The sequence below is a fragment of the Curtobacterium sp. MCBD17_028 genome (genome assembly GCF_003234875.1).
In the GTDB taxonomy this organism is placed as follows: domain Bacteria; phylum Actinomycetota; class Actinomycetes; order Actinomycetales; family Microbacteriaceae; genus Curtobacterium.
This window is the reverse complement of record NZ_QKTQ01000004.1, coordinates 100,008-123,266: the sequence shown is the minus strand read 5'-3', so window position 1 is coordinate 123,266 and position 23,259 is coordinate 100,008. Positions and strand designations below refer to the sequence as shown.

The window sequence follows — 23,259 nt, the reverse complement described above, 5'->3', positions numbered from 1 at the left end:
CGCGTCAGTCGTGGACGCGGGACGAGTGGGTCTCGACGGCGATGAGCTCGTCGTCGGCGATGTGCAGCACCGCGAAGTCCCCGGTCGAGAGCATCGCGGCCCGGTGCAGGTCGAAGCGCGAGTCCTCGCCCGAGGTCGCAGCGGCGATGTGCGCGATGATGTCGGGGAGCACCGGGCCGTGCGAGCAGAGCACGGTGGTGCGTCCCTTCCGGAGCCGCTTGCGCACGACCCCCGGCACGTCGCTCTTGCCGTGCTCGTGGGCGTCCTGGCTGATGTCGGCGGTGCTCGTGACGCCGATCTTCGTCCGCGCCGAGAGCGGCTCGACCGTCGCCAGGCATCGCGCGGCCGTGCTGCTCACGATCTTCCGCGGGCCGAAGGCGGCGATCGCCGGCGCGACCTGCTTGGCCTGCGTCCGCCCGACCGGCAGGAGTGGCCGGGTGGCGTCGGGTCCGCTCCACTGGTGCCGCGGCGTGGTCTTGCCGTGCCGGAGGGCGATCATCGCGAACGTCCGGTGCTGGCCCACGGCGGCCCGTTCGGCGAAGCGGTCGAGGATGGCGATGTCGCGCTCGTACGTGAGCATCGACCGTGCGGCGTCGATGTCCACCCACTCGAGCGCGGCGACCTCGTCGTTCGGGTGGAAGGCCCCGGCCCGCTCGATCTCGGTGTCCTTGACCTGAGCCACCCAGTAGTGGACGACCTTGTCGCGGCCGTTCGGGAGCACGTACTCGGCCGTACCGATCGGAGCACCGAGGTGCACGCGGTAGCCCGTCTCCTCACGGATCTCGCGGACCGCTGCATGCGGCACCGACTCGCCCGGGTCCACCTTGCCCTTGGGGAACGAGACGTCCTTGTGGTGCTCGCGGTGGATCAGGAGCACCTGGGGGCCGCCCTCGTGCCGTCGCCAGCACACGGCACCGGCGGCGACCACGAGGCCGTCGGGTGTCGTCTGACTCATCGGGAGGAACGCTTCCGCGCTGAGATCTGGCGCATCAGGCTGTCCTGCAGGTCGAGTAGGGGTTCGCCGTCGTCGTCCACCGCGTGCCGGGTCCACTCGCCGTCGGACTCGAGGTGCCACGAGCTCGTGGTGTCGGCCATCGCGAGGTCGAACAGCCGCTCCATCTCGTCGATGTGCCGCGGCGCGGTGAGTCGGACGAGGGCCTCGACGCGGCGGTCGAGGTTGCGGTGCATCATGTCGGCACTGCCGATGTAGACCGCCGGGTCGCCGTCGTTGTGGAACGAGAAGACCCGCGAGTGCTCGAGGTACCGGCCGACGATGGAGCGCACGCGGATGGTCTCGCTGTAGCCCTCCATCGCGGGCTTGAGCGAGCAGATGCCACGGACCCAGATGTCGATCGGGACACCCGCCTGGCTGGCGAGGTACAGGGCGTCGATGATCTCCTCGTCGACCATCGAGTTCACCTTGATCCGGATGCCCGAGGGCTTGCCCGCGAGCGCGTTCACCGTCTCGGTGTGGATCCGCTTGAGCAGGCCCTTGCGGAGGTGGAGCGGGGCGACGAGCAGCCGCTTGAACTTCTTCTCGATCGCGTAGCCGGACAGCTCGTTGAACAGGCGGGTGACGTCCTTGCCGACCTGATCGTCGGTGGTGAACAGCCCCATGTCCTCGTAGATACGGCTCGTCTTCGGGTTGTAGTTGCCCGTGCCGATGTGCGTGTAGTGCCGCAGCCCGTTCTTCTCCTGGCGGATCACCAGGGCGATCTTGCAGTGTGTCTTGAGCCCGACGAGTCCGTAGACGACGTGCACCCCGGCACGCTCGAGCTTGCGCGCCCAGCCGATGTTGTTCTGCTCGTCGAACCGGGCCTTGATCTCGACGAGTGCGAGCACCTGCTTGCCGGCCTCCGCGGCGTCGATCAGGGCCTCGACGATGGGGCTGTCACCCGACGTCCGGTAGAGCGTCTGCTTGATGGCCAGGACGTTCGGATCGGCGGCGGCCTGCTGCAGGAACGCCTGCACGCTCGTGGAGAAGGACTCGTACGGGTGGTGGACGAGGACGTCCTCGCGTCCGATCGCACGGAACAGGTCGGGCTTCATGTTCGGCTCGTCGGGCTGCAGCTGCACCGCGGTGGTGGGCACGTGCCGCGGGTAGTGCAACTCCGGGCGGTTGATCTTGGCGATCTCGAACAGCCCGCCGAGGTCGAGCGGCGACGGCAGACGGAAGACCTCTTGCTCGGTGACGTCGAGCTCGCGGATGAGCAGGTCGAGGGTCACCGGGTCCATGTCCTCGGTGATCTCGAGGCGGATCGGCGGCCCGAACCGGCGTCTGAGCAGCTCGCGCTCGAGCGCCTGCAGGAGGTTCTCGGCCTCGTCCTCCTCGATCTCGACGTCCTCGTTGCGGGTGACGCGGAACACGTGGTGCTCGACCACCTGCATGCCGGGGAACAGGTCGTCCAGGTGGTTCGCGATGAGGTCCTCGAGCGGGATGAAGCGCAGCCGCCCCGACCCGTCGTCCGGGAGCTGCACGAAGCGCGGGAAGTTCTGCGGCACCTTGAGCCGGGCGAACTCCTGTCGCTCCGTCTTGGGGTTCCGCACCCGCACCGCGAGGTTGAGGGAGAGTCCCGAGATGTAGGGGAACGGGTGGGCCGGGTCGACCGCCAGGGGCATGAGCACCGGGAAGATCTGGTCGGTGAAGTACTCGTCCATCCGGACGCGGTCGGCCTCGGCCAGGTCCGACCAGTTCTCGACGTGGATCCCCGCGGCGTCGAGGTCGGGCTTGAGCGAGTCGCGGAAGGCGTGCGCGTGGCGGTCCTGGAGCTCGTGGGCGTCGCGGGCGATGTCGGCGAGCACGTCGAGCGGGGCGCGGCCCACGTTCGTCGGCACGGCGATGCCGGTGTCGATGCGGCGCTTGAGCCCCGCGATGCGCACCATGAAGAACTCGTCGAGGTTCGAGGCGAAGATCGCGAGGAAGTTCGCACGCTCGAGCAGGGGAACCGCGCGGTCCTCGCCGAGTTCGAGCACGCGCTGGTTGAACCGGAGCCAGCTGAGCTCGCGGTCGAAGTACCGATCCGTCGGCAACGACTCGTGCTCGACGCGGACGATCTCGTCGAAGTCGTCGAGATCCGGGGTGACGGATTCGCCGTCCAGCTGCGGCTCGGTTTCCATGGACTCATCCTGCCATCCGGGTCCCCCACGCGGTGGTGGTGGGACGACCTCGTGGAGAACCCAGGGCGAACGGACGACGTGGAGGCGTCGGTCAGGGCGCCGCGTACTGCACGTCCACCGCGTGCTCGGTGAACCCGGTGCGACGGTAGAGCGCGAGCGCCGGGACGTTGTCGCCCTCGACGTAGAGCGCCGCCGCGGTGAGTCCCCGCCCGCGCAGACGCGCCATCCCCGCGCGCATGAGCACGCCGCCGATCCCCTGCCCCTGCAGGTCCGGGCGCACGGCCACGGCGTAGAACTCACCGATGCCGTCCTCGACCTTGAGCCAGCAGGAGCCGGCCAGCCGGGGATCGTCACCGCGTCGGAGGAGGAGCAGGTCGGCACCGTCGAACCACGGCTCGCGCTCGCGGTCGCGGAGGTCGTCGAGCGTCATCCGGCCCTGCTCCGGGTGGTGCGCGAACGCGGCGGCGTTGAGGTCGAGCCAGGCGTCCTCGTCGATGCCCGGGCGGAACGCGTCGACGTGCTGGTCGGCCGGGAGGCCCGGGTCGGCCGCGACGCGGACCTCGCCTCCGCCCGCCGCTGCGGTCCCGGCCCCTGCGCTCCCCTCCGTGAGTGGGGCGCGCAGCTGGAGCAGCCGGCGGACGGGGTGCCACCCGGCCCGGGCCGCGAGGGCCTGCGCCGCCGGTGCGTCGCCGTGGGCCCATGCGAGCGACGGAGCCGGTCGGACCGCGAGCGCACGGTCGACGAGCGCGGTCCCGATGCCGCGGCCCCGGGCCTCCCGGCCGACCGCGAGTTCGAGTTCGCCGTCGCGCAGCACCGCGGCCCCTCGGCCGTCGTCGTCGCTGAGGACGCGGGCGCGTCCGGCGCGGACGTCGACGAGGGTCTGGTCGGAGAACGGCGGTGCCTCGCCGTGGGCGGCGGCCTCGGCCGCGAGCGCCCGGACGAGGTCACCCCCTGCGGTGTCAGACACCGTCGCCGGCCAACCGGTCGGCGTCGTCGTCGTACACGTTGAAGCGGTAGCCGACGTTGCGGACCGTGCCGATGAGCGACTCGAGGTCCCCGAGCTTCGCGCGCAGGCGCCGGACGTGGACGTCGACCGTGCGCGTGCCGCCGAAGTAGTCGTAGCCCCAGACCTCGCTGAGCAGCTGCTCGCGCGTGAACACCCGTGAGGGGTGGGTCGCGAAGAAGCGGAGGAGCTCGAACTCCTTGAAGGTGAGGTCGAGCGGCCGGCCGCGCACCTTGGCCGAGTAGCTCGCCTCGTCGATGACGACGCCCGACGCCTGGATCTTCGACCCGGACTGCGCCTGGGAGGCCCGGCCCACGACGAGGCGGATGCGGGCGTCGACCTCGGCCGGGCCGGCGGTCTCGAGCACGACGTCGTCGATGCTCCACTCGCTGTTCACCGCGGTGAGTCCACCCTCGGTCACGACGAGCACGACCGGCGTGGTCGATCCGGTGGTCGAGAGGATCTTGCAGAGGGACTTCGCGCTCACGAGGTCCGTCCGGGCGTCGACGAACATGAGGTCGCTCGACGGCGCGTTGACCAGCTGCGAGGCCTCGGCCGGGACATGTCGGATGCGGTGGCTCAGGAGACCGAGCGCGGGCAGCACCTCACCGGGCGCGGTCGAGGTGAGCACCAGCAGCTGGGCCACGGAACCTCCAGGACGGGTCGGGGCGGTCCCCCACATCCTAGTGACGCCCCCGGACGGACCCTGCGCCTGCGCCTGCGCCTGCGCCCGCTCCCGCTCCCGGTCCCGGTCCCGGCACCGGCCGCACGCCCCGCACCGGTGCGATGATGTGACGATGAGCGACACGACACGGACGAGCCGCATGACCACCCTGTCGGTCGTCCCGGTGTGGGTGCTCGCCGTGGTCGGGGCCGTCCTCGTCCTGCTGCTCGCGCACGAGGACCCCTTCGCCTGGATGCTCCTCGTGCTCGTGGGCAGCGTGCTCGTCGGCTTCGTGCTCCAGCTCGCGACCCAGACCAAGGACGGACTCGTGCTCCGCATCAGCGCGGCGTCGTCCGGGGCGTTCGTCGTGGTGCTCGTCGGGACCGTCCTGCTGCTCGTCCGAGCGTGACGGGCGCGACGGGCGCGACGGGCGCCTCCGGCCGGACGGGGCCGACGGCCTGACGGATCGCCCGGCCTGCGGCTCGCCGTCCGCGCCGGACGCGGGAGCGTCAGGGCCGCCGCGTAGACTCCGGGCATGGATTCGCTGCTCCCGCTCGAGCTCTTCTACGTGGGTCTCCTCGGGCTCGCGTCGCTCGCCATCGCGTTCACATCGGTCGTCGTGCTCGTCAAGCTCTTCAAGGGTCAGCGCTGACCCGATGATCGACATCCCATCGAACCTCCCGGCCGAGCTCGTCCCGCTGTCCTGGCTCATCGGCGTGTGGGAAGGCACGGGCGTCGTGCACTACCCCGTGGGCGACGACGTCCGTGAGCACGAGTTCGGCCAGCGGGTCAGCTTCAGCCACGACGGCCTGCCCTACCTCAACTACTCGTCGTCCGCCTGGCTCCTCGACGAACGGCAGACGCCACTCACCGCCGAGATGGGCTACTGGCGGCTCGACCGTCCGTCCGAGCCGGGGGACCGCGGTCCCGCCATGCTCCTCGGCGAGGGCGCGATGCCGTTCACCACGGCGCGGAGCGTCGAGGCGCTCCGCAACAACGACGACGGCTTCGACATCGAGGCCTCGATCATCCACCCGACCGGCGTCAACGAGCTCTACGTCGGGCGCATCCACGGGCCCCGGATCGATCTGTCGACCGACGCCGTGATGCGCTCCTCGAACGCCAAGGAGTACTCCGCGGCGACGCGCATGTACGGCCTCGTCGAGGGCAAGTTGTTCTGGGCGTGGGACATCGCGGCGCTCGGGCAGGAACTCACCTCGCACGCCTCCGGGCAGCTCGCCCGGGTCGAGTGACCATGTCGAACGCCGACGGCACCACCTCGCCGGACCAGGAGGGCACCCCCTTCGCGACGCGGGACGGGTACGTCGACGACGGCGCGGGTGTCGCGGCGCACTACGGCAACCCGCTCGGCGAACAGCGTCTGCTCGAGCGGGGCCGCGCCGTGGTCGACCTCGGCACGTACGGCGTCGTCACGGTGACGGGCCCGGACCGGCTGTCGTGGCTCAACTCGATGACGACGCAGCTGTTGCTCGGCCTCGCTCCGGGCGTCTCGACCGAGACCCTCGTGCTCGATGCCTCCGGACGGCTCGAGCACGCGGCGCGCGTCGTCGACGACGGCACCACCACCTGGCTCGTGACCGACCCCGGCGACGCCGCACCACTCGCGGCGTGGCTGACGTCGATGCGGTTCATGCTCCGCGTCGACGTGGCCGACCGGTCGGCCGAGCACCGGGTCGTCGGCGCCTTCGCTGACGCGCCCCTGGCCGCGGTCGCCCCCGTCGTCACCTGGACGGACCCCTGGGCCGCGATCGCCGTCGGTGGCTGGAGCTACGCCGACCCGTCCGACCACCCGGGTCGGGACTGGTCGCTCCGTCTCGCCGTGCTCACGCCCGCGGACGCCGCCGCGCTCGCCGCGTCCGACGTGCCCGTCGCGGGCACGCTCGCCCTGGAGGCCCTGCGCATCGCCGCGTGGCGCCCGCGTCTCGCGGACGCCGACGAGCGAACGATCCCGCACGAGCTCGACTGGATGCGTTCCGCCGTCCACCTCGACAAGGGGTGCTACCGCGGGCAGGAGACCGTCGCGAAGGTGCACAACCTCGGGCATCCGCCGCGCCGCCTCGTGCTCCTGCACCTCGACGGCTCCCAGGGGGTCCTGCCCGCGCCGGGCGCCGTGGTGCGGGCGCAGTCCGACGACGCCGAGGTCGGCCGGGTCACCGCGGTGGCGACGCACCACGAGCTCGGTCCGATCGCGCTCGCGGTGGTCAAGCGCACGGTCGACCCGACCGCGGTCCTCGTCACGGACGCCGAGGACACCGTGGTCACGGCAGCGCAGCAGGTGATCGTCCCGCCGAGCGCGGGGGCGACCGCGGACGTGCCCCGGATGCCGCGCCTCGGCGCGGTCCGTCGCCCGACCTCCTGACCCCTGTGCCGCCGACGTCGGTCCGGCGGCGGCGCGCTGATCCGGCCGCGCTCACGCCGGCGCGACCGCTGACCACGGCACGGTCACCTCGCCGAGGCGCCATCGGGTGACGCCGTGGAGGACCGGCCACCCCCGGTCGCGCATCGCCCGGACGGTGGCGATCCACCGCTGGCGGGGCCCGTAGGTCCCGAGCGGCGCGGCGACCGCCCACGCGTGGTCGAGGTCCCGCAGGTAGTCGTGCACGCGCTCCCCGGGCACGTTCCGGTGGATGAGTGCCTTCGGCAGCCGTTCGGCCACGATCGAGGGGGCCTCGAGTCCGGCCAGGCGGAGCGACACCGTGAGGGTCTGCGGGCCGCCCCGCGTGACGTCGATCCAGCTCGCGACGCGGCCGACCTCGTTGCACGTGCCCTCGACCAGGACCCCGTCGGGCTGGAGTCAGTCGGCCATGAGCGCCCAGGCGGCCGGGACCTCGTCCTCGGCGTACTGGCGGAGCACGTTGAACGCGCGGATGACGGCGGGGCGACGACCCCGGGGCGTGGGTGTCTCGAATCCGCCGAGCCGGAACGTCACCGCGTCACGTTCGGCGAGCCGTGCGATCCGGACCCGCTCGGGCTCGATCTCGATCCCGGTGACCTCGACGTCGGGCCGGACCCGCGCCAGGCGGTCCCGGAGTTCGAGCGTCGTCGTCGGGCTCGCCCCGTAGCCGAGGTCGGCCACGAGCGGATCCTCCGTGCGGCGCAGCACCGGGAGTGCGGCGATCCACCGGTCCACGCGCCGCAACCGGTTCGTGCCGGTGGTGCCGCGCGTGACGTTCCCGATCGGCATCCACCCAGGGTAGGGCCAGGGCGGGCTCGTCCGATCGGGCCTCCGGGCCGCTCGGTAGACTCCGGGCATGACCTCGACACTCGTCCTCCTGCGGCACGGCAACAGCGACTGGAACCAGAAGAACCTCTTCACCGGTTGGGTCGACGTGCGGCTCAGTGAGCTCGGCGAGCAAGAGGCGAAGCGTGCGGGGCAGCTCATCGCCGAGTCGGGGATCGTGCCCGACGTCCTCTACACCTCGGTGCTCACGCGGGCGATCCAGACGGCGGACATCGCCCTGCTCGAAGCCGACCTCGCGTGGCTGCCGGTCAAGCGGAACTGGCGTCTCAACGAGCGGCACTACGGCGACCTGCAGGGCAAGGACAAGGCGCAGACGCTCGAGCAGTACGGCGAGGAGCAGTTCATGGAGTGGCGTCGGTCGTTCGACGTCCCGCCGCCCCCCATCGCCGACGACGCCGAGTGGTCCCAGGCCCACGACCGGCGGTACGCGGGCCTCGGCGACGACCTGCCGCGGACGGAGTCGCTCGCGCTCGTGATCGACCGCCTGCTGCCGTACTGGCAGTCGGACATCGTGCCCGACCTCTCGGCGGGCCGCACGGTGCTCATCACCGCCCACGGCAACTCGCTCCGGGCGCTCGTCAAGCACCTCGACGGCATCTCGGACACCGACATCGCCGGCCTCAACATCCCGACGGGCATCCCCCTGGTGTACGAGCTCGACGACGAGCAGCGTCCGACCGGTCCCGGCCGGTACCTCGACCCGGACGCCGCCGCCGCGGGTGCCGCCGCGGTCGCCGCTCAGGGCAAGAAGTAGGGGCAGCTCCCGGCCTTCCCCCTCCCCGCCGAGATCGCACAACGCGCCGCTCACCTCCAGAGGTGAGCGGCGCGTTCTGCGATCTCGGCGCCCTCTTCAGGCGCCGAAGTGCCGGCTGATCTCCAGCACCAGTTGCGCGACGTCGAGGGCCGCGCCGGTGTCGACCCGCACGACGGGCCCGAGCCCGACCGGCCCCGCGGCGGCCGCGTGCTCGTCCCAGAAGGCGAGCACGTCCTCCAGATCGCCGTGCGTGGGGTGCCGCAGGGGCGAGCCGGGGTCGTACCGGTCGCGCAGGCGTTCCTCGGCGACCGTCCGGTCGACGTCGCACCAGACCTCGACGAACCGCGGGGACCCGGCGCGCGCCAGCCCCGTCACGAGGTGCTCCCGATCGCGCGTCGGGAGCCACACCGCGTCGAGCACGACGCCGGCTTCGACCGCCGCGGCCATGCCCCAGACGGTGTCCATCGCGACGCCGCCCAGTGCACGCGACGTGATCATCGGGCCCGCGATGTCGGCGAGCGGTTCCTTGACGGCGTCCTTCGACAGGAGCGGGCATCCGAGCACCTCGGCCAGGCCGGCCGCGAGCGTGGTCTTGCCCGATCCCGGGAGTCCGTTGACGAGGATCGCGACGGCAGCCATACGACCATCCTCGCAGAGCCGGGTCGGCCATCGACCCGGCGGGTCCGGCTACTCGGCCGCCGCGCCCACCCAGTCGCCGGTCGCCAGGTACTGCACCTTCTTGGCGATGGACACGGCGTGGTCGGCGAAGCGCTCGTGGTACCGGCTGGCGAGGGTCGCGTCGACGGTGTCGATCGTCGCGCCCTTCCAGGTCTCCCCGAGCACGGCGTCGAACACGCTGGCGTGCAGCTCGTCGACCCGGTCGTCCTCGTCACGGATCTCCTCGGCGAGGGTGACGTCCTCGGTCAGGAGCAGCCGCGCGAGCTTGTCGGCCATCGCGACGTCGAGGGCGCCCATGTCGCGGAACGTGGAGCGGAGGCTCTTCGGGACGACCTTCTCCGGGAAGCGGTAGCGGGCGAGCTGCGCGATGTGCTCGGCCATGTCGCCCATGCGCTCGAGCGAGGCGCTGATGCGGAGCGCACTGACGACGGTCCGGAGGTCGCGGGCGACGGGGGCCTGGCGGGCCAGGATGTCGATCGCGAGCTCGTCGAGCGACTGGGCGGCGTGGTCGATCTTCGCGTCGTCGGCGATCACCTGCTCGGCGAGCGCGACGTCCGAGTCGTTGAACGCCGTGGTCGCGCGGTCGATCGCGGTCGCCACGAGCGCGGCGATCTCGGCGAGCCGCTCCTGGACGTCCTGGAGCTCCTGCTGGAACACTTCGCGCATCATGAGCCCTTCCGTCGGCACATCTCACCTGGTGCATCGTCGGCGGATGCCCGAACAGTGTCGGCCGTCCAGGTGAACGGACGGTGACGGCCGACTGAACGGTCGTCGCGGCACCCCCGGTCCTCCGTGGACCGGGGCTGGAGGGGTGCGCGTCCGTCCTTACACTGGCGTCCATGGACAACGCGTGGCTCGTGCCACTGTCGATGCTCCTCGGCGGTGTGTTCGGTGCGGGCGTCGTGGTGTTGGTGATCGCGGCGGAGCGCACCGCCCGGGCGGCCGACGTCGCCGAACGGCACCTGCCGGACGGCGTCGCGGCGGTGATCGCGACGATGCACAACCCCGCGGTGGTCGTCGACCCGTCGAACACGGTGGTCGCGGCCTCGCCGCAGGCGCTCGTCGTGGGCCTCGTCGTGCGGCGGCGGCTCGTGCACGACGAGCTCGTCGACCTCGTGGACCGGGTGCGCCGCAGTGGCGAGAACGCGACCGAGGACCTCGAGCTGACCCGGGGGAGCCGCGACGCGGTCGGGTACCTCGGGTTCCGGGCGGCGTTGCTCGGGAACCGGTACGTGCTGCTCACCGCCGACGACCTCACCGAGAGTCGACGGATCGACGAGGTCCGTCGTGACTTCGTCGCGAACATCTCCCACGAGCTCAAGACCCCGATCGGTGCGATCGGCCTGCTCGCCGAGACCCTCGTCGCGGCGGCGGACGACCCGGAGCACGTCCGCCGGTTCGCCGCCCAGCTCGTGACCGAGTCCGAGCGGCTCGGCGCACTGACGAAGGACATCATCGAGCTGTCCCGGCTGCAGTCGCTCGACGTCGTCGAGACGAGCGAGGAGGTCGCCGTGGACGGCATCGTGCAGGCGGCGATCGACGCGAACTCGGTCGTCGCCGCGAGCCGCGACATCCAGATCGTCCGCGCCAAGAAGTCGAAGCTCCGGGTCATGGGCGACGCGGCGCTGCTCCAGGTCGCGGTCTCGAACCTCGTCGCGAACGCGGTCAAGTACTCACCGGACCACACCCGCGTCGGACTCGGCGTGCGGCGGGCGGACGGCTTCGTCGAGATCACCGTCACCGACCAGGGGGTCGGGATCCCGGAGGTCGACCTGGACCGCGTGTTCGAGCGGTTCTACCGGGTCGATCCTGCGCGGTCCCGGGCGACCGGCGGCACGGGCCTCGGGCTCGCGATCGTCAAGCACATCGTCGCGAACCACGGCGGCGACGTCCGCGTCTGGTCCCAGCCCGGCCGCGGATCGACGTTCACCATCCGGATCCCGGAAGCCGACCCCGAACTCACATCAGCCCTCGAAGAGCACCTGGAAGAGCAGCAATCGTGACCCACATCCTCATCGTCGACGACGAACCCGCCCTGAGCGACCCCCTGAGCTTCCTGCTGCAGCGCGAGGGCTACGAGACCACCGTGGCCGCCGACGGCCTCGCCGCACTCGCGCAGTTCGACGCCGTGACGCCGGACCTCGTGCTCCTCGACCTCATGCTCCCGGGGCTGCCCGGCACCGAGGTCTGCCGACAGATCCGGACGCGGTCGAACGTGCCGATCATCATGCTCACGGCGAAGGACTCCGAGGTGGACGTCGTCGTGGGCCTCGAGCTCGGTGCGGACGACTACGTCACGAAGCCGTACTCGACCCGCGAGCTCCTGGCCCGGATCCGCGCCGTGCTCCGGCGCCGCGTCGACGACGACCAGGCGGACAGCGGCGTGCTGCAGGTGGGCGCCATCCGGATGGACGTCGAGCGGCACACGGTCACCGTGGACGGCGCCGAGACGCCGATGCCGCTCAAGGAGTTCGAGCTCCTCGAGCTGCTCCTCCGGAACGCCGGGCGCGTCCTGACCCGCGGTCAGCTCATCGACCGCGTGTGGGGGTCCGACTACTTCGGGGACACGAAGACCCTCGACGTGCACATCAAGCGGATCCGCTCGAAGATCGAGCGGACGCCGTCCGTGCCCGAGGTGCTCGTCACCGTGCGCGGGCTCGGCTACCGCATCGAGGCCTGATCCGCCGGTCGCCGGCCGGGAGGGACGGTGCGGGCCCGACCCGCGCCTCCCGGCCGCGCGCGGCCCCGCCTGCGCGGCCCCGCCTGCGCGACGCTGCGCCCGCGGCGGGCGGTCCGATCCGATCCGGTCCCCGTTCGGCGGGGCGGACGACGCGGCGCCCCCGACCCGGAGGTCGGAGGCGCCGTCGGTGCTGCGGGACGTCGGACCGTCAGCCGACCGGCGTGGCCGTCGAGGTCGGCGTCGGCGTGAGGGTGGGGGTCTGCGACTGCTGCGGGGTGGGCAGGAGCGTGCGGTACTCCTCCATCGCGCCGTTCAGCACGGGGACCGAGATCGACTTGCCCGAGGCGCCGGAGTAGGTGAAGTAGACGCGGGCCAGCGAGCCGGCCTTCGAGTCGAGCTTCGGGAACACGACCTCCTGCGCGGTGGGGCTCGTGCTGCCGAGGTCCACCGAGGAGTTGCCCGGGATGACGACGGTCACGGACTGCCCCGCGTGGTCCTTCGGCTCGATCGTCACGGTGCGCTTGCTGTCCGCGTTGTTCACGAGCGACGCGACGAGCCGTGCCCGCTTGCCGTTCTTGGTGAGGAGGAGGGCGTTGCGCACGTCGACGGCACCGACGGAGGTGCTCACGCCGTCACTCGCGTTGTACCCCTTGGTGGTGCCGGCCTCGGTGAGGAACTCGCAGCCGGCGGTCCCGACGGCGATGGACGCCGCCACGGCGATGGACACGAGAACCCGAGCTCTCACACTTTCCTCCAGGAGTCACGATGCTTGACCGGTGGGACAGCCGTCATGGACGCATCCGAGCTTGGCGCGGTGCGGCTGGGGCCGCTGTCAGCGACCCGCGCGACACCGGATCGCAGCGGGCCCACGGCGACCCGCCCCATCCTAGCGATGGGCGGAGGCACTGCCCGCGCAGCCCCACCGGCCGCCCATTACTCGACAAATGCTTGTGGTAAACTGAAGGTCTCGGAACGGAGCTCAACACATGCAATTCGAGGTCGGCGAAACCGTCGTCTACCCCCACCACGGGGCGGCAACCATCTCTGAAGTCAAGACGCGGATCATCAAGGGCGAGGAGAAGGTCTACCTCAAGCTGCGTGTCACCCAGGGCGACCTGACGATCGAGGTGCCGGCGGACAACGTCGACCTCGTCGGTGTCCGTGACGTCATCGGCAAGGAGGGCCTGGACCGCGTGTTCGAGGTCCTGCGCGCCCCGTTCACCGAGGAGCCGACGAACTGGTCGCGCCGGTACAAGGCGAACCTCGAGAAGCTCGCCTCGGGTGACGTCATCAAGGTCTCCGAGGTCGTCCGCGACCTCTGGCGCCGCGACCAGGACCGCGGTCTCTCCGCCGGCGAGAAGCGCATGCTCGCCAAGGCCCGTCAGATCCTGATCTCCGAGCTCGCCCTCGCCGAGAAGACCGACGAGGACCAGGCCTCGACCGTCCTCGACGAGGTCCTCGCCTCCTGATGCATCCGTGACCCACCGGTCACCCACGACGGCGCCGACGTCCCATGACGTCGGCGCCGTCGCCGTGCGCGCGGTCGTCGTGGTCGCGGCGGGTTCGGGGACCCGGCTCGGGTTCGGCGTCCCGAAGGCGTTCGTGCCGGTCGCCGGCCGCCGGATGCTCGAGCGGGCGCTCGAACCGCTGTTCACGCTCGCCGAGCCCACGTTCGTCGTGGTCGTCGCTCCCGTCGAGCGGCTCGACGAGTGCCGTGCCCTCGTCGCCGACGTCGCCGGACCGGCGGTCGGCCACACGGCGGTCGTGCCGGGAGGCCCGGATCGCCACGCGTCCGTCGAGGCCGGCCTGGCAGCCCTGCCGGACTCCGTCGCCTCGGTGCTCGTCCACGACGCCGCCCGGTGCCTCACCCCGGCCGACCAGGTCGAGCGGGTGTTCCAGGCCGTGCGGACCACGGGCGCGGGGGTCGTCCCGGCGCTCCCGGTGACGGACACCGTGAAGCGCGTCGACGTCCTCGGTCCCGATGACAGCGCCGTCGTCGTCGAGACCGTGGACCGAGCCGCACTCGTCGGTGTGCAGACGCCCCAGGGGTTCCCGCTCGACGCACTCCGGGCCGCGTACGCGTCCGCCGCCCGCTCCGAGACCGACGACGCCGGGGTGTTCCAGGCCGCGGGCGGCGTGGTGCACGTGGTGGCGGGTGACGCGGACGCCTTCAAGATCACGACCGCCTGGGACCTCCGTCGCGCGGAGGCCGTGGTCGCCGACCGCGGGGCGGACCGGCGGCCGTCGGGTTCGCCTGGTCCGGGCCTCCCGGCCGAGGTGCCGGTGGCAGCGCGCGTCGGGCTGGGTGTCGACGTCCACGCGTTCGACGCCGCGGTGCCGTGCCGGGTCGGGCTGCTCGCGTTCCCGGATGAGCCCGGGCTCGCGGGTCACAGTGACGGCGACGCCGTGGCGCACGCGGTGTGCGACGCCCTGTTGTCCGCCGCCGGGCTCGGGGACATCGGCGGCCGGTTCGGGACCGACGATCCCCGCTACGCCGGTGCGTCGGGGACCGTGTTCCTGCAGGGGGCGGTGGCGCTCCTGGCCGAGGCCGGTTGGGTGCCGACGAGCGTCAGCGTGCAGGTCATCGGGAACCGGCCGCGGATCGGTGCCCGGCGCGAGGAGATGCAGGACGCACTCGCGGCGGTCGTCGGTGTGCCGGTCGCGGTGTCCGGGACGACCACCGACGGCCTCGGGTTCACGGGCCGGGGCGAGGGGCTCGCCGCCATCGCCACGGCGCTCGTGCACAGGGCGACGGGTGCCGACACCGTCCACACGGCGGCCGCCGACTGAGTCACGCGGACGGACGACCCCATAGTCTTGAGGCCGTGACCGTTCGCCTGTACGACTCCCGCGTGGGGGAGGTCGTCCCCTTCACGCCGCTGACCGACGGCCACGTGGGCATGTACGTCTGCGGTCCGACGGTGCAGTCCTCCCCGCACATCGGGCACCTCCGTTCGGCGCTGGTCTACGACCTCTGGCGGCGGTGGCTCGTGCACCGTGGGTACGAGGTCACGCTCGTCCGGAACGTCACGGACATCGACGACAAGATCCTCGACCTCGCGGCCGGGTCCGGCGAGGAGTGGTGGGCCCGCGCCTACCGGTTCGAGCTCGAGTTCGCGGCCGGCTACCGGGCGCTCGGGATCCTCCCCCCGACCTACGAACCGCGGGCCACCGCGAGCGTGTCCGAGATGCAGGCGATCATCGCCCGCCTGGTCGAGCGGGGCCACGCCTACCCCGCGGCGGACGACTCGGGCGACGTCTACTTCGACACGGCGAGCTGGCCGGACTACGGAGCGCTGACGCACCAGCGTCGCGACGACATGGTGGACGCCACCGATGCCGATCCGCGGGGCAAGCGCGACCCGCGTGACTTCGCCCTCTGGAAGGGCACGAAGGCGGGGGAGCCCAGATCCGCGTCCTGGCCGTCCCCGTGGGGTGCGGGGCGACCGGGTTGGCACATCGAGTGCTCCGCGATGTCCCGGCGGTACCTGGGTGCGGCGTTCGACATCCACGGGGGCGGCCTCGACCTGCGCTTCCCGCACCACGAGAACGAGCTCGCGCAGTCGACGGCGGCCGGTGACGCCTTCGCGACCCACTGGCTGCACAACGGCCTCGTCACGGTCGACGGCCAGAAGATGTCGAAGTCGCTCGGCAACTCGATCTTCGCGGCGGACTTCCTCGCGGCCGCGCGCCCCGTCGTGGTGCGGTACTTCCTGGCGTCGGCGCACTACCGCTCGACGATCGACCACCACGAGGGCTCCCTCGCCGAGGCCGAGGCGGCGTTCGAGCGCATCGCCGGGTTCCTGTCGCGTGCCCGCCGGCGCCTCGTGGACGAGCCCGTGCGCGTGGCCGCCGTCGTCCCCGACGCGTTCGCCGCCGCGATGGACGACGACCTCGCCGTTCCGCAGGCCCTCGCGGTGCTCCACGAGACGGTCCGGGCCGGCAACGCCGCGCTCGACGCCGACGACATCGCCGCGCTCGGCGCCGCCCACCAGCAGGTCACGGCCATGGTCGAGGTGCTCGGGATCGACCCGCTCGCCGACACCTGGTCCGCCGGCCCCGAGGCCTCGGACCGCGCCGCCGGTCCGCTCGCCCAACTCGTCGAGCGGCTCGTCGCCGAGCGCACCACTGCCCGTGCCGCCCGCGACTTCGCCACGGCGGACCGCGTGCGCGACGACCTCGCCGCCGCCGGCATCACGATCGAGGACACCCCCTCCGGAACCCATTGGAGCATCGCGTGAAGAACACCTCCGGCAAGCGCAAGGGCCGTCCGGGCGCCGTCCGCTCCGGCCGCACCGGCAACAAGCAGGTCGGTTCGGGCGGGCAGGGGCGCCAGGCGCTCGAGGGGCGTGGCCCCACCCCGAAGGCCGAGGACCGGCCGTACCACCCCGCGGGCAAGCGCAAGGCCGCGCAGGAACGGCTCGAGACCGCCCGTCAGCGGCACGGTGCGTCGAGCGCGCCGCAGCCCCGCGCCTCCCGGCCGGCACCGCGGCGGTCAGGTGACGAGTCGGAGCTCGTGACGGGGCGCAACTCCGTGCTCGAGGCGCTCCGCGCGCGGATCCCGGCGAGCACCCTCTACGTCGCCGCCCGGATCGAGGTCGACGACCGCGTCAAGGAGATCCTGGCGCTCGCGACGCACCGCGGTGTGCCGGTGCTCGAGGTCATGCGGCCCGAGCTCGACCGCATCTCGGGCCACGACGCGGTGCACCAGGGTGTCGCGCTCAAGGTGCCGCCGTACGAGTACGCCCACGCGGACGACCTCGTCGACGCGGCCGAGCGTCGTGACCAGGTGCCGTTGCTCGTGGCACTCGACGGCGTGACGGACCCCCGGAACCTCGGCGCGATCATCCGCTCCACGGCTGCGTTCGGCGGCCACGGTGTCATCGTGCCGCAGCGCCGTTCGGTCGGCGTCACGGCCTCGGCGTGGAAGACCTCGGCCGGTGCCGCGGCGCGCATCCCCGTGGCGATGGCGCCGAACCTCACGCAGACGCTCAAGGCCCTGCAGCAGCGCGGGCTGTTCGTGCTCGGACTCGACGGTGACGGCGACGTGCAGCTCGACGAACTCGAACTCGCCGACCGGCCGATCGTCATCGTCGTCGGGAGCGAGGGCAAGGGCCTGTCGCGGCTCGTCACGGACACGTGCGACGCCGTCGTGTCGATCCCGATCTCGAGCGCCACGGAGTCGCTCAACGCCGGGATCGCCGCGAGCGTCACCCTGTGGGAGGTCGCCCGCCGCCGTCGACGGGCCTGACGCTCGGATCCGTCGTCACCGGGACTGCGCTGGAGGCGTCGTCCGCGGGGTCGGTGCGGGTGCGGCTGCGGCGGGTGCCGTTGCTGCTGGTGCCGTTGCTGCTGGTGTCGGTGCGGCTGCGGCGGGTGCCGTTGCTGCTGGTGTGGCTGCGGAGGCCACTCCCGCGGTCGGTGCGGTCCGAGCGTCCGCGAGTTCGGCGCGCAGCGCGCGGATCTCGGCGGCGAGCTCGCGGACCTGCCGCTGGGTCACCGCCTGGCTCTCCTCGTCGCGCCGTCCGACCTGGTCGATGATCCAGCTCGCCAGGGTCGCCGTGACGACACCGATGAGCGCGATGCCGCCGATCATCACGGCGGCCGCGATCAACCGGCCCTCGGGCGTCACCGGCACGACGTCGCCGTAGCCCACCGTGGTGATCGTGACGAGCGCCCACCAGATCGCGGCGCCGAAGTCCGTGATCGTCGCGTGCGGGGCGTGGCGCTCGACGTCGAGCATCGCCAGTGCCGCGACGAACACGAGCAGCGCGGTCGTCACCGTCACGTAGATGATGACGCGGCCCCGGACCGCCGTGCCGGTGGTGCGTTGCAGGACCCGGAACAGCTGCACGAGGCGGAGGAGCCGCAGCGGGCGGAGCGTCGGGAGGGCGATCGCCGCGAGGTCGAGCAGGTGGCGGCGGAACCACCGGCCGCGGTGCTCCGCGAGGACGAGCATGACGACGTAGTCGACCGCGAACATCACCCAGGTGGCGTTGATGACGAGATCCGACGGCAGGGCGGCTGCGCCGTGCAGGTCCGCGAGCACCTGGACGGCGAACGCCACGAGGAACGCCACGGCGGCGACCGTGAGCGGCCACTGGCTCATGCGCTGCCAGCGGGCCTGGTCCCACACGCGCTGTTCCTCGGACGTCACGGTCCGACCGTATCGTCGGTGTCGTCGCCCACGAGCCGGTGTCGTCACCGGTGCACCGCAGCCGTCAGACGTTCGCCCGCCAGTCCTCGTCCTCGTCCTCGTCCTCGAGGGGCAGCGCGATCGAGTTCGTCGGCGGGTCGATGAGCATGCGCTCGTCGCGGCGGTGCCGCAGCACGTCGTTCATGTAGGCCGTGGTGGCCTCGGGCAGGGACACCGACCGCTGCTCCTGCTGCGCCATGTACCAGCGGTGCTCGAGGAGCTCGTGGAACACCTCGGCGGGTTCGAGCCGCCCGCGGAGCTCCCGGGGGATCGCCCGGACCACGGGTTCGAAGACGCGGGACACCCACTCGTGCGCGACCATCTCCTCGTCGAGTTCGTCGCGGCCGTTGCGGGCACGGTAGGCGTCGAGGTCGTTGAGGAGCCGCCGTGCCTGGTTCTCGCCGGCGTCGATGCCGGTGAGCCGGAGCAGCCGCCGCTGGTGGTGGCCCGCGTCCACGACCTTCGGCTGGATACGGACCTGCTGGCCGCCCTCGGTCGTGCGGATCGCGAGTTCCTCGATGTCGAACCCGAGGTCGTTGAGGCGCTCGACCCGGCTGTTGATGCGCCAGCGCTCCGAGGCGTCGAACTCCTCGGACCCGGTCAGTTCCTTCCACAGCGTGCGGTACTGGGCCACGATGCCGTCGGACACCGTGACCGGGTCCGCGTTCTCGTCGAGGCGACCGCCGGCCTCCAGGTCGAGGAGCTCGCCGGCGATGTTGACGCGCGCGATCTCGAGGTCGTTCTCACGCTGCCCGTTCGACAGGCCGCCGGGGTAGAGCTTGCCCGTCTCGGCGTCGACGAGGTACGCGGCGAACGCACCGGCGTCGCGGCGGAAGAGGGTGTTCGAGAGCGACACGTCGCCCCAGAAGAAACCGATGATGTGCAGCCGCACCAGGAGGACCGCCAGGGCGTCGACGAGGCGCGTCGCGGTGTCCGGCCGCAGCGTCTGCGAGTAGAGCGCGCGGTACGGGAGCGAGAACCGGAGGTGCCGGGTCACGAGGACCGGCTGCAGGGCCTCCCCGTCGCGTCCCACGCGGTTCGTGATGACGGCGACCGGGTCCACGCACGGGACGTCCATGCGCTGGAGCGTCCGGAGCATGTCGTACTCACTGCGGGCGAGCTCCTCGCTCGTCTCCTTGACCGCCACGACGTAGCCGCTGAGGTGCACGAACCGCACGAGGTGTCGCGAGATGCCCTTCGGCAGCGCGGCGATCGTGTCGTCGGGCCAGGCGTCGAGCGGGAGGTCCCACGGCAGGTCGAGCAGGCCAGGGTCGACGGTGGCGGCGGTGATGGACATCGAGTCGGGCACGAGGGGGTCGCTTTCGGTGGTGCAGGGTGCGGACGGTACGGTCTGGCCGAACGCCGGGAGCCTGCCGGCCCGCCTTCGTGGGGCGGTCCGGCAGGCTCCCGGTGGTGTCGGTCCGATCAGGCGCTGACGACGGCCTTGTCGCCGAGGCGCTCGCCCGACTCGGTGTCGAACACGTGCACGCGGCCCGGCTGGGCCGTGATGTACACGGTGTCGCCCGCGAAGGGGTGGTGACGGCCGTCGACGCGTGCGACGACGTCGACGCGGCTCCCGGCGGCCTCGCTGTGGCCGTACAGGTAGCCGTCGGCGCCGAGCTCCTCGACGACGTCGACCTGGACCGGCAGGCCCTCGCCCGACTGCGAGACGACGACGTCCTCGGGGCGAACCCCGATGGTGACGTTCGACGACTTGGCGTTGCTGAGGACGTCGCGGTCGACCGCGGCGACCGACGTGCCGAAGCGCACGCCACCGTCGGCGATGTCCGCCGGCAGGAGGTTCATGGCCGGCGAGCCGATGAACCCGGCGACGAACACGTTGTTCGGCTTCTCGTACAGGTCGCGCGGGGTGCCGACCTGCTGGAGGATGCCGTCCTTGAGGACCGCGATGCGGTCGCCCATGGTCAGGGCCTCGGTCTGGTCGTGCGTGACGTAGACGGTCGTGACCCCGAGCCGACGCTGGAGCGACGCGATCTGCGTGCGGGTCTGGACGCGGAGCTTGGCGTCGAGGTTCGACAGCGGCTCGTCCATGAGGAACACCTGGGGCTGACGGACGATCGCGCGGCCCATCGCGACGCGCTGACGCTGACCACCCGAGAGCGCCTTCGGCTTGCGCGAGAGGTACTGCTCGAGGTCGAGGAGCTTGGCCGCCTCGAGGACGCGGGTCGCGCGCTCCTCCTTGCCGACGCCGGCGATCTTGAGCGCGAAGCCCATGTTCTCGGCGACGGTCATGTGCGGGTACAGCGCGTAGTTCTGGAAGACCATCGCGATGTCGCGGTCCTTCGGCGGGATGTCGGTGACGTCGCGGTCACCGATGAGGATCCGGCCGTCGTTCACTTCTTCCAGGCCCGCGAGCATGCGGAGGGAGGTCGACTTGCCACAGCCCGACGGGCCGACGAGGACGAGGAACTCGCCGTCCGCGATGTCGAGGTCGAGGCCGTCGACGGCGGGGCGGTTGCCTCCGGGGTAGAGACGGGTTGCCTTGTCGTAGGTGACGGACGCCATGATGCGTTCTTGCTCCTTCACCGGCAGGTACGTGCCGGACGATCCGTAGTGAGGAACGGTGACCCTGAGGCCCCCGGATGGGCGACATCGACCATCGAGGGACATACAACACGGTTTCGCACGTCGGCGCCAGTGGCGCGGCCGTCGATGGGCCTCCCGACCACGGTCTCCCAGCCCACGCAAGTACACTTCCCAGGTCCGTCCGGGCGGTGCGGGAGGTACCGCGGACGACAGGAGGGCCGGAGGGGCCGGCCCGATCACGGAGGACCGGTATGACGAATCGTCCCGAGGGCGACGAGCGCGCCACGCGGAACGAGCGCCGCGCGGCTGCGAGGATCCGAGCACAACAGGCCAGGGCCCGCCAGAAGCGACGCCAGCGCGGTGTGCGCATCGGGCTGCAGGCGGGCCTCGTCGTCGTCCTCATCGCGATCGTCGCGGTCGTGTCGATCGTGCTCGTCCGCTCGGTGCAGCCGGCCGGTCCGGGGCCCGCGCACATGGCGGGCGGCGGCATCACCATCGGGCAGGGGCTGCGCGCGGTCGGAGCGGGGCGCGGTGACGCCGGCGGCGCGGGGCGTGCCACGTCGAGTGCGTCGGCGTCCGCCGGTTCGAGCGGCACCGCATCGGCGACGCCGAGTGCTTCGGCGACCGGGGACGCCTCGGGTGCGGTCGACGTCGCGGGCACCGTCCACATCACGATGTACATCGACTACCTCTGCCCGATCTGTGGCCAGTTCGAGCACGAGAACAACGCGTACATCCGGGGCCTCGTGACGTCCGGTGCCGCGACCGTCGAGATCCACCCCATCGCGATCCTGACGAACCGATCGCAGGGCACGAAGTACTCGCTCCGTGCGGCGAACGCGGCGGCCTGTGTGGCGAACTCGTCGCCCGACCAGTTCTTCGCCGTGAACCAGGCGTTGTACGCCGAGCAGCCCGAGGAGAACACGAAGGGCCTCGACGACGCACAGCTCCGACACCTCGTGGCAGGCGTGCACGGGATCCGGCACCTCGACGCCATCGAGCGGTGCATCGACACCCAGCGCTACGCCGCGTGGGTGGACGCGCGGACGAACGACGTCCTCACCCACGGGGTGCCCGGCACCGGGCTCCGGCAGCTCACCGGCACGCCGACGATCTTCGTGAACGGCAAGCGGTACGACTACAGCCTGCCGTTCACGAACGCCGAGTTCCGGACCTTCGTCGTGACCGCCGCGGGCAGCACGTACGCGTCCGGCGACGAGACGCCGGTGCCGACCCCGACTCCGACCGCGACGTCCTCGGCGGGCTGACCCGACCCGCGGGCGGGCGGGCCGACTCGCGGCTGGTCGCGCCGACCCTCGGGCGGCTGCCAGGGCGACGGCGTTCGATCGGTGGAGGCGGGCCTCCCGGGCCGCGCCCGGAGGGAGCGCCACATGTCCACGTTCGACGACCGACCGCAGCTCGACGCGGAGCATCCCGTGTTCATCCTGGCGATGGACCACCGGGACTCGCTCGCCAAGCACACCTACCGGATCGCGTCGGGACAGCCCGACGACGAGGACGACATCCAGCGGATCCGGGACGGCAAGATGCTCGTCTACCGGGGGCTGCTCGACGCCCTGACCCGCGGAGCCGACCGAGAGCGCACCGGCGTGCTCGTCGACGAACGCTACGGCGCCGAGGTCGCACGGGCGGCCAAGGCCGCGGGACTCCAGCTCGCGATGCCGATCGAGGCGTCGGGCCACGACTTCTTCACGTTCGAGTACGGCGACGGGGACGACGGCCTGTGGATGCAGCACGTCGAGGAGTTCGACCCCGACCACGTCAAGGTCCTCGTCCGCGACAACCCGGACCTCGACGCCGACGAACGACGCGGGCAGGCCGAACGGCTCGCCGGCGTGACGCGCACCCTGCGCGACGCGGGCCGGTCGTTCCTGCTCGAACTGCTCGTCCCCGGCACGGACGAGCAGAAGGCGTCGGTCGAGGACTACGACCGGGACCTGCGCCCGTCGCTCACCGTCGACCTCATCGGGTTCCTGCAGGAGCACGGCGTGGAGCCGGACATCTGGAAGATCGAGGGCCTCGACCGCCGCGAGGACGCCGAGCGGGTCGTCGCCGCCACGAAGCAGGGCGGCCGGGACAGCGTGCAGTGCGTCATCCTCGGTCGAGACGCCTCGGAGGACGCGCTCGACCACTGGCTCTCGGTGGCCGCACCACTCGACGGGTTCGTCGGCTTCGCGATCGGCCGGAGCATCTGGGAGCAGCCGCTCGGCGACGTCCTGGACCGCGGCCTCGCCGAGGAGGACGCCCAGGACCTCATCGCCGTGACGTACCTGCGGTTCGTCGAGGCGTACCGGGAGGCGCGGGGCTGAGTCCCGCGGGGCGGGTGCGCTCCCGGTC

General features: G+C 71.9%; 22 protein-coding genes and 1 pseudogene. 12 read left to right on the top strand and 11 right to left on the bottom strand.

Going from position 1 to position 23,259, the window contains the following annotated elements; all coding sequences use genetic code 11:
• Positions 1 to 4 precede the first annotated feature (4 nt).
• The 4 genes from DEI86_RS06755 to DEI86_RS06740 form a co-directional block, all read right to left on the bottom strand.
• Positions 5 to 955: an NUDIX domain-containing protein gene (locus tag DEI86_RS06755; protein ID WP_111049107.1), complete on the bottom strand. Its 951-nt coding sequence runs from the start codon at positions 953 to 955 to the stop codon at positions 5 to 7.
• A complete protein-coding gene (locus tag DEI86_RS06750) occupies positions 952 to 3,117 on the bottom strand; it encodes an RNA degradosome polyphosphate kinase (protein WP_111010529.1) in 2,166 nt (721 codons plus the stop codon). Before DEI86_RS06750 ends, DEI86_RS06755 begins: the two co-directional genes overlap by 4 nt.
• A gap of 91 nt (positions 3,118 to 3,208) precedes the next feature.
• Complete coding sequence (mshD, locus tag DEI86_RS06745; RefSeq protein WP_111049106.1) at positions 3,209 to 4,084, bottom strand: mycothiol synthase; 876 nt, start codon at positions 4,082 to 4,084, stop codon at positions 3,209 to 3,211.
• Positions 4,077 to 4,766, bottom strand: coding sequence for a winged helix-turn-helix domain-containing protein (locus DEI86_RS06740; RefSeq protein ID WP_181434755.1), 690 nt, complete (start codon positions 4,764 to 4,766; stop codon positions 4,077 to 4,079). The genes mshD and DEI86_RS06740 overlap by 8 nt, the downstream gene beginning before the upstream one ends.
• 151 nt (positions 4,767 to 4,917) lie before the next feature.
• Here DEI86_RS06740 and DEI86_RS06730 point away from each other — a divergent pair, with 151 nt between their 5' ends.
• From DEI86_RS06730 to DEI86_RS06720, 3 genes are all read left to right on the top strand, one after another.
• A complete protein-coding gene (locus DEI86_RS06730) occupies positions 4,918 to 5,193 on the top strand; it encodes a hypothetical protein (RefSeq protein ID WP_111010526.1) in 276 nt (91 codons plus the stop codon).
• Positions 5,194 to 5,440: 247 nt separating this feature from the next.
• Positions 5,441 to 6,037, top strand: coding sequence for an FABP family protein (locus tag DEI86_RS06725; protein ID WP_111010525.1), 597 nt, complete (start codon positions 5,441 to 5,443; stop codon positions 6,035 to 6,037).
• Between the two features lie 2 nt (positions 6,038 to 6,039).
• Positions 6,040 to 7,164 (top strand): folate-binding protein YgfZ, encoded by a 1,125-nt coding sequence (locus tag DEI86_RS06720; protein WP_111049105.1) that lies wholly within the window; start codon positions 6,040 to 6,042, stop codon positions 7,162 to 7,164.
• 51 nt (positions 7,165 to 7,215) lie between these two features.
• Here DEI86_RS06720 and DEI86_RS06715 read toward each other — a convergent pair.
• Positions 7,216 to 7,989, bottom strand: a pseudogene (locus DEI86_RS06715) (class I SAM-dependent methyltransferase).
• Positions 7,990 to 8,056: 67 nt separating this feature from the next.
• Here DEI86_RS06715 and DEI86_RS06710 point away from each other — a divergent pair.
• On the top strand, positions 8,057 to 8,800 hold the full coding sequence (locus DEI86_RS06710) for a phosphoglyceromutase (protein ID WP_111049104.1): 744 nt from the start codon (positions 8,057 to 8,059) through the stop codon (positions 8,798 to 8,800).
• Between the two features lie 96 nt (positions 8,801 to 8,896).
• On the opposite strand, the gene DEI86_RS06705 is transcribed toward DEI86_RS06710, so the two are convergent.
• Positions 8,897 to 9,439 (bottom strand): ATP-binding protein, encoded by a 543-nt coding sequence (locus DEI86_RS06705; RefSeq protein WP_220037259.1) that lies wholly within the window; start codon positions 9,437 to 9,439, stop codon positions 8,897 to 8,899.
• Between the two features lie 48 nt (positions 9,440 to 9,487).
• Positions 9,488 to 10,144, bottom strand: a complete 657-nt coding sequence (gene phoU / locus DEI86_RS06700) for a phosphate signaling complex protein PhoU (RefSeq protein ID WP_111010556.1) — start codon at positions 10,142 to 10,144, stop codon at positions 9,488 to 9,490.
• A gap of 173 nt (positions 10,145 to 10,317) precedes the next feature.
• Between phoU and DEI86_RS06695 the strand changes: the two genes are divergently transcribed.
• Complete coding sequence (locus DEI86_RS06695; protein ID WP_111013085.1) at positions 10,318 to 11,481, top strand: cell wall metabolism sensor histidine kinase WalK; 1,164 nt, start codon at positions 10,318 to 10,320, stop codon at positions 11,479 to 11,481.
• Positions 11,478 to 12,158 (top strand): response regulator transcription factor, encoded by a 681-nt coding sequence (locus DEI86_RS06690; RefSeq protein ID WP_111049103.1) that lies wholly within the window; start codon positions 11,478 to 11,480, stop codon positions 12,156 to 12,158. The genes DEI86_RS06695 and DEI86_RS06690 overlap by 4 nt, the downstream gene beginning before the upstream one ends.
• Before the next feature lie 208 nt (positions 12,159 to 12,366).
• Here DEI86_RS06690 and DEI86_RS06685 read toward each other — a convergent pair whose 3' ends face one another.
• Positions 12,367 to 12,885 (bottom strand): hypothetical protein, encoded by a 519-nt coding sequence (locus DEI86_RS06685; protein WP_111010519.1) that lies wholly within the window; start codon positions 12,883 to 12,885, stop codon positions 12,367 to 12,369.
• A gap of 259 nt (positions 12,886 to 13,144) precedes the next feature.
• Here DEI86_RS06685 and DEI86_RS06680 point away from each other — a divergent pair, with 259 nt between their 5' ends.
• The 4 genes from DEI86_RS06680 (at position 13,145) to rlmB (ending at position 17,409) form a co-directional block, all read left to right on the top strand.
• Positions 13,145 to 13,627: a CarD family transcriptional regulator gene (locus tag DEI86_RS06680; protein ID WP_111010518.1), complete on the top strand. Its 483-nt coding sequence runs from the start codon at positions 13,145 to 13,147 to the stop codon at positions 13,625 to 13,627.
• A gap of 64 nt (positions 13,628 to 13,691) precedes the next feature.
• Positions 13,692 to 14,948 carry a 2-C-methyl-D-erythritol 4-phosphate cytidylyltransferase gene (gene ispD / locus DEI86_RS06675; RefSeq protein ID WP_258376485.1) on the top strand — a complete coding sequence of 419 codons (1,257 nt, stop codon included), beginning with the start codon at positions 13,692 to 13,694 and terminating at the stop codon, positions 14,946 to 14,948.
• Positions 14,949 to 14,983: 35 nt separating this feature from the next.
• A complete protein-coding gene (cysS, locus tag DEI86_RS06670; protein ID WP_111049102.1) occupies positions 14,984 to 16,399 on the top strand; it encodes a cysteine--tRNA ligase in 1,416 nt (471 codons plus the stop codon).
• A complete protein-coding gene (rlmB, locus tag DEI86_RS06665) occupies positions 16,396 to 17,409 on the top strand; it encodes a 23S rRNA (guanosine(2251)-2'-O)-methyltransferase RlmB (RefSeq protein WP_111013088.1) in 1,014 nt (337 codons plus the stop codon). The genes cysS and rlmB overlap by 4 nt, the downstream gene beginning before the upstream one ends.
• A gap of 15 nt (positions 17,410 to 17,424) precedes the next feature.
• Here the strand turns inward: rlmB and DEI86_RS06655 are convergent, their stop codons facing one another.
• The 3 genes from DEI86_RS06655 to DEI86_RS06645 all read right to left on the bottom strand — a co-directional run bounded on the left by DEI86_RS06655 (position 17,425) and on the right by DEI86_RS06645 (position 20,880).
• Positions 17,425 to 18,315 carry a potassium channel family protein gene (locus DEI86_RS06655; protein WP_258376477.1) on the bottom strand — a complete coding sequence of 297 codons (891 nt, stop codon included), beginning with the start codon at positions 18,313 to 18,315 and terminating at the stop codon, positions 17,425 to 17,427.
• A 64-nt stretch (positions 18,316 to 18,379) separates the two neighbouring features.
• Complete coding sequence (locus DEI86_RS06650; RefSeq protein WP_111010515.1) at positions 18,380 to 19,663, bottom strand: DUF4032 domain-containing protein; 1,284 nt, start codon at positions 19,661 to 19,663, stop codon at positions 18,380 to 18,382.
• 116 nt (positions 19,664 to 19,779) lie between these two features.
• The gene (locus tag DEI86_RS06645) at positions 19,780 to 20,880 is read right to left on the bottom strand and encodes an ABC transporter ATP-binding protein (protein ID WP_111013089.1); all 1,101 of its coding nucleotides are present in this window, start codon (positions 20,878 to 20,880) and stop codon (positions 19,780 to 19,782) included.
• Between the two features lie 272 nt (positions 20,881 to 21,152).
• Here DEI86_RS06645 and DEI86_RS06640 point away from each other — a divergent pair, with 272 nt between their 5' ends.
• Both DEI86_RS06640 and DEI86_RS06635 read left to right on the top strand, forming a co-directional pair.
• Positions 21,153 to 22,169 carry a thioredoxin domain-containing protein gene (locus tag DEI86_RS06640; protein ID WP_181439719.1) on the top strand — a complete coding sequence of 339 codons (1,017 nt, stop codon included), beginning with the start codon at positions 21,153 to 21,155 and terminating at the stop codon, positions 22,167 to 22,169.
• Between the two features lie 123 nt (positions 22,170 to 22,292).
• Positions 22,293 to 23,231 carry a 2-deoxy-5-keto-D-gluconate 6-phosphate aldolase domain-containing protein gene (locus DEI86_RS06635; protein WP_111049100.1) on the top strand — a complete coding sequence of 313 codons (939 nt, stop codon included), beginning with the start codon at positions 22,293 to 22,295 and terminating at the stop codon, positions 23,229 to 23,231.
• Positions 23,232 to 23,259: the final 28 nt, after the last annotated feature.

Bases quoted from the DNA above. Each gene is read 5' to 3' on its own strand.
- DEI86_RS06695 (WP_111013085.1), top strand. From the start codon at position 10,318: ATGGACAACGCGTGGCTCGTGCCACTGTCGATGCTCCTCGGCGGTGTG.
- DEI86_RS06705 (WP_220037259.1), bottom strand. From the start codon at position 9,439: ATGGCTGCCGTCGCGATCCTCGTCAACGGACTCCCGGGATCGGGCAAG.
- DEI86_RS06755 (WP_111049107.1), bottom strand. From the start codon at position 955: ATGAGTCAGACGACACCCGACGGCCTCGTGGTCGCCGCCGGTGCCGTG.
- DEI86_RS06710 (WP_111049104.1), top strand. From the start codon at position 8,057: ATGACCTCGACACTCGTCCTCCTGCGGCACGGCAACAGCGACTGGAAC.
- DEI86_RS06725 (WP_111010525.1), top strand. From the start codon at position 5,441: ATGATCGACATCCCATCGAACCTCCCGGCCGAGCTCGTCCCGCTGTCC.
- DEI86_RS06730 (WP_111010526.1), top strand. From the start codon at position 4,918: ATGAGCGACACGACACGGACGAGCCGCATGACCACCCTGTCGGTCGTC.
- DEI86_RS06720 (WP_111049105.1), top strand. From the start codon at position 6,040: ATGTCGAACGCCGACGGCACCACCTCGCCGGACCAGGAGGGCACCCCC.
- DEI86_RS06645 (WP_111013089.1), bottom strand. From the start codon at position 20,880: ATGGCGTCCGTCACCTACGACAAGGCAACCCGTCTCTACCCCGGAGGC.
- DEI86_RS06750 (WP_111010529.1), bottom strand. From the start codon at position 3,117: ATGGAAACCGAGCCGCAGCTGGACGGCGAATCCGTCACCCCGGATCTC.
- DEI86_RS06640 (WP_181439719.1), top strand. From the start codon at position 21,153: ATGACGAATCGTCCCGAGGGCGACGAGCGCGCCACGCGGAACGAGCGC.
- DEI86_RS06635 (WP_111049100.1), top strand. From the start codon at position 22,293: ATGTCCACGTTCGACGACCGACCGCAGCTCGACGCGGAGCATCCCGTG.
- DEI86_RS06680 (WP_111010518.1), top strand. From the start codon at position 13,145: ATGCAATTCGAGGTCGGCGAAACCGTCGTCTACCCCCACCACGGGGCG.
- phoU (WP_111010556.1), bottom strand. From the start codon at position 10,144: ATGCGCGAAGTGTTCCAGCAGGAGCTCCAGGACGTCCAGGAGCGGCTC.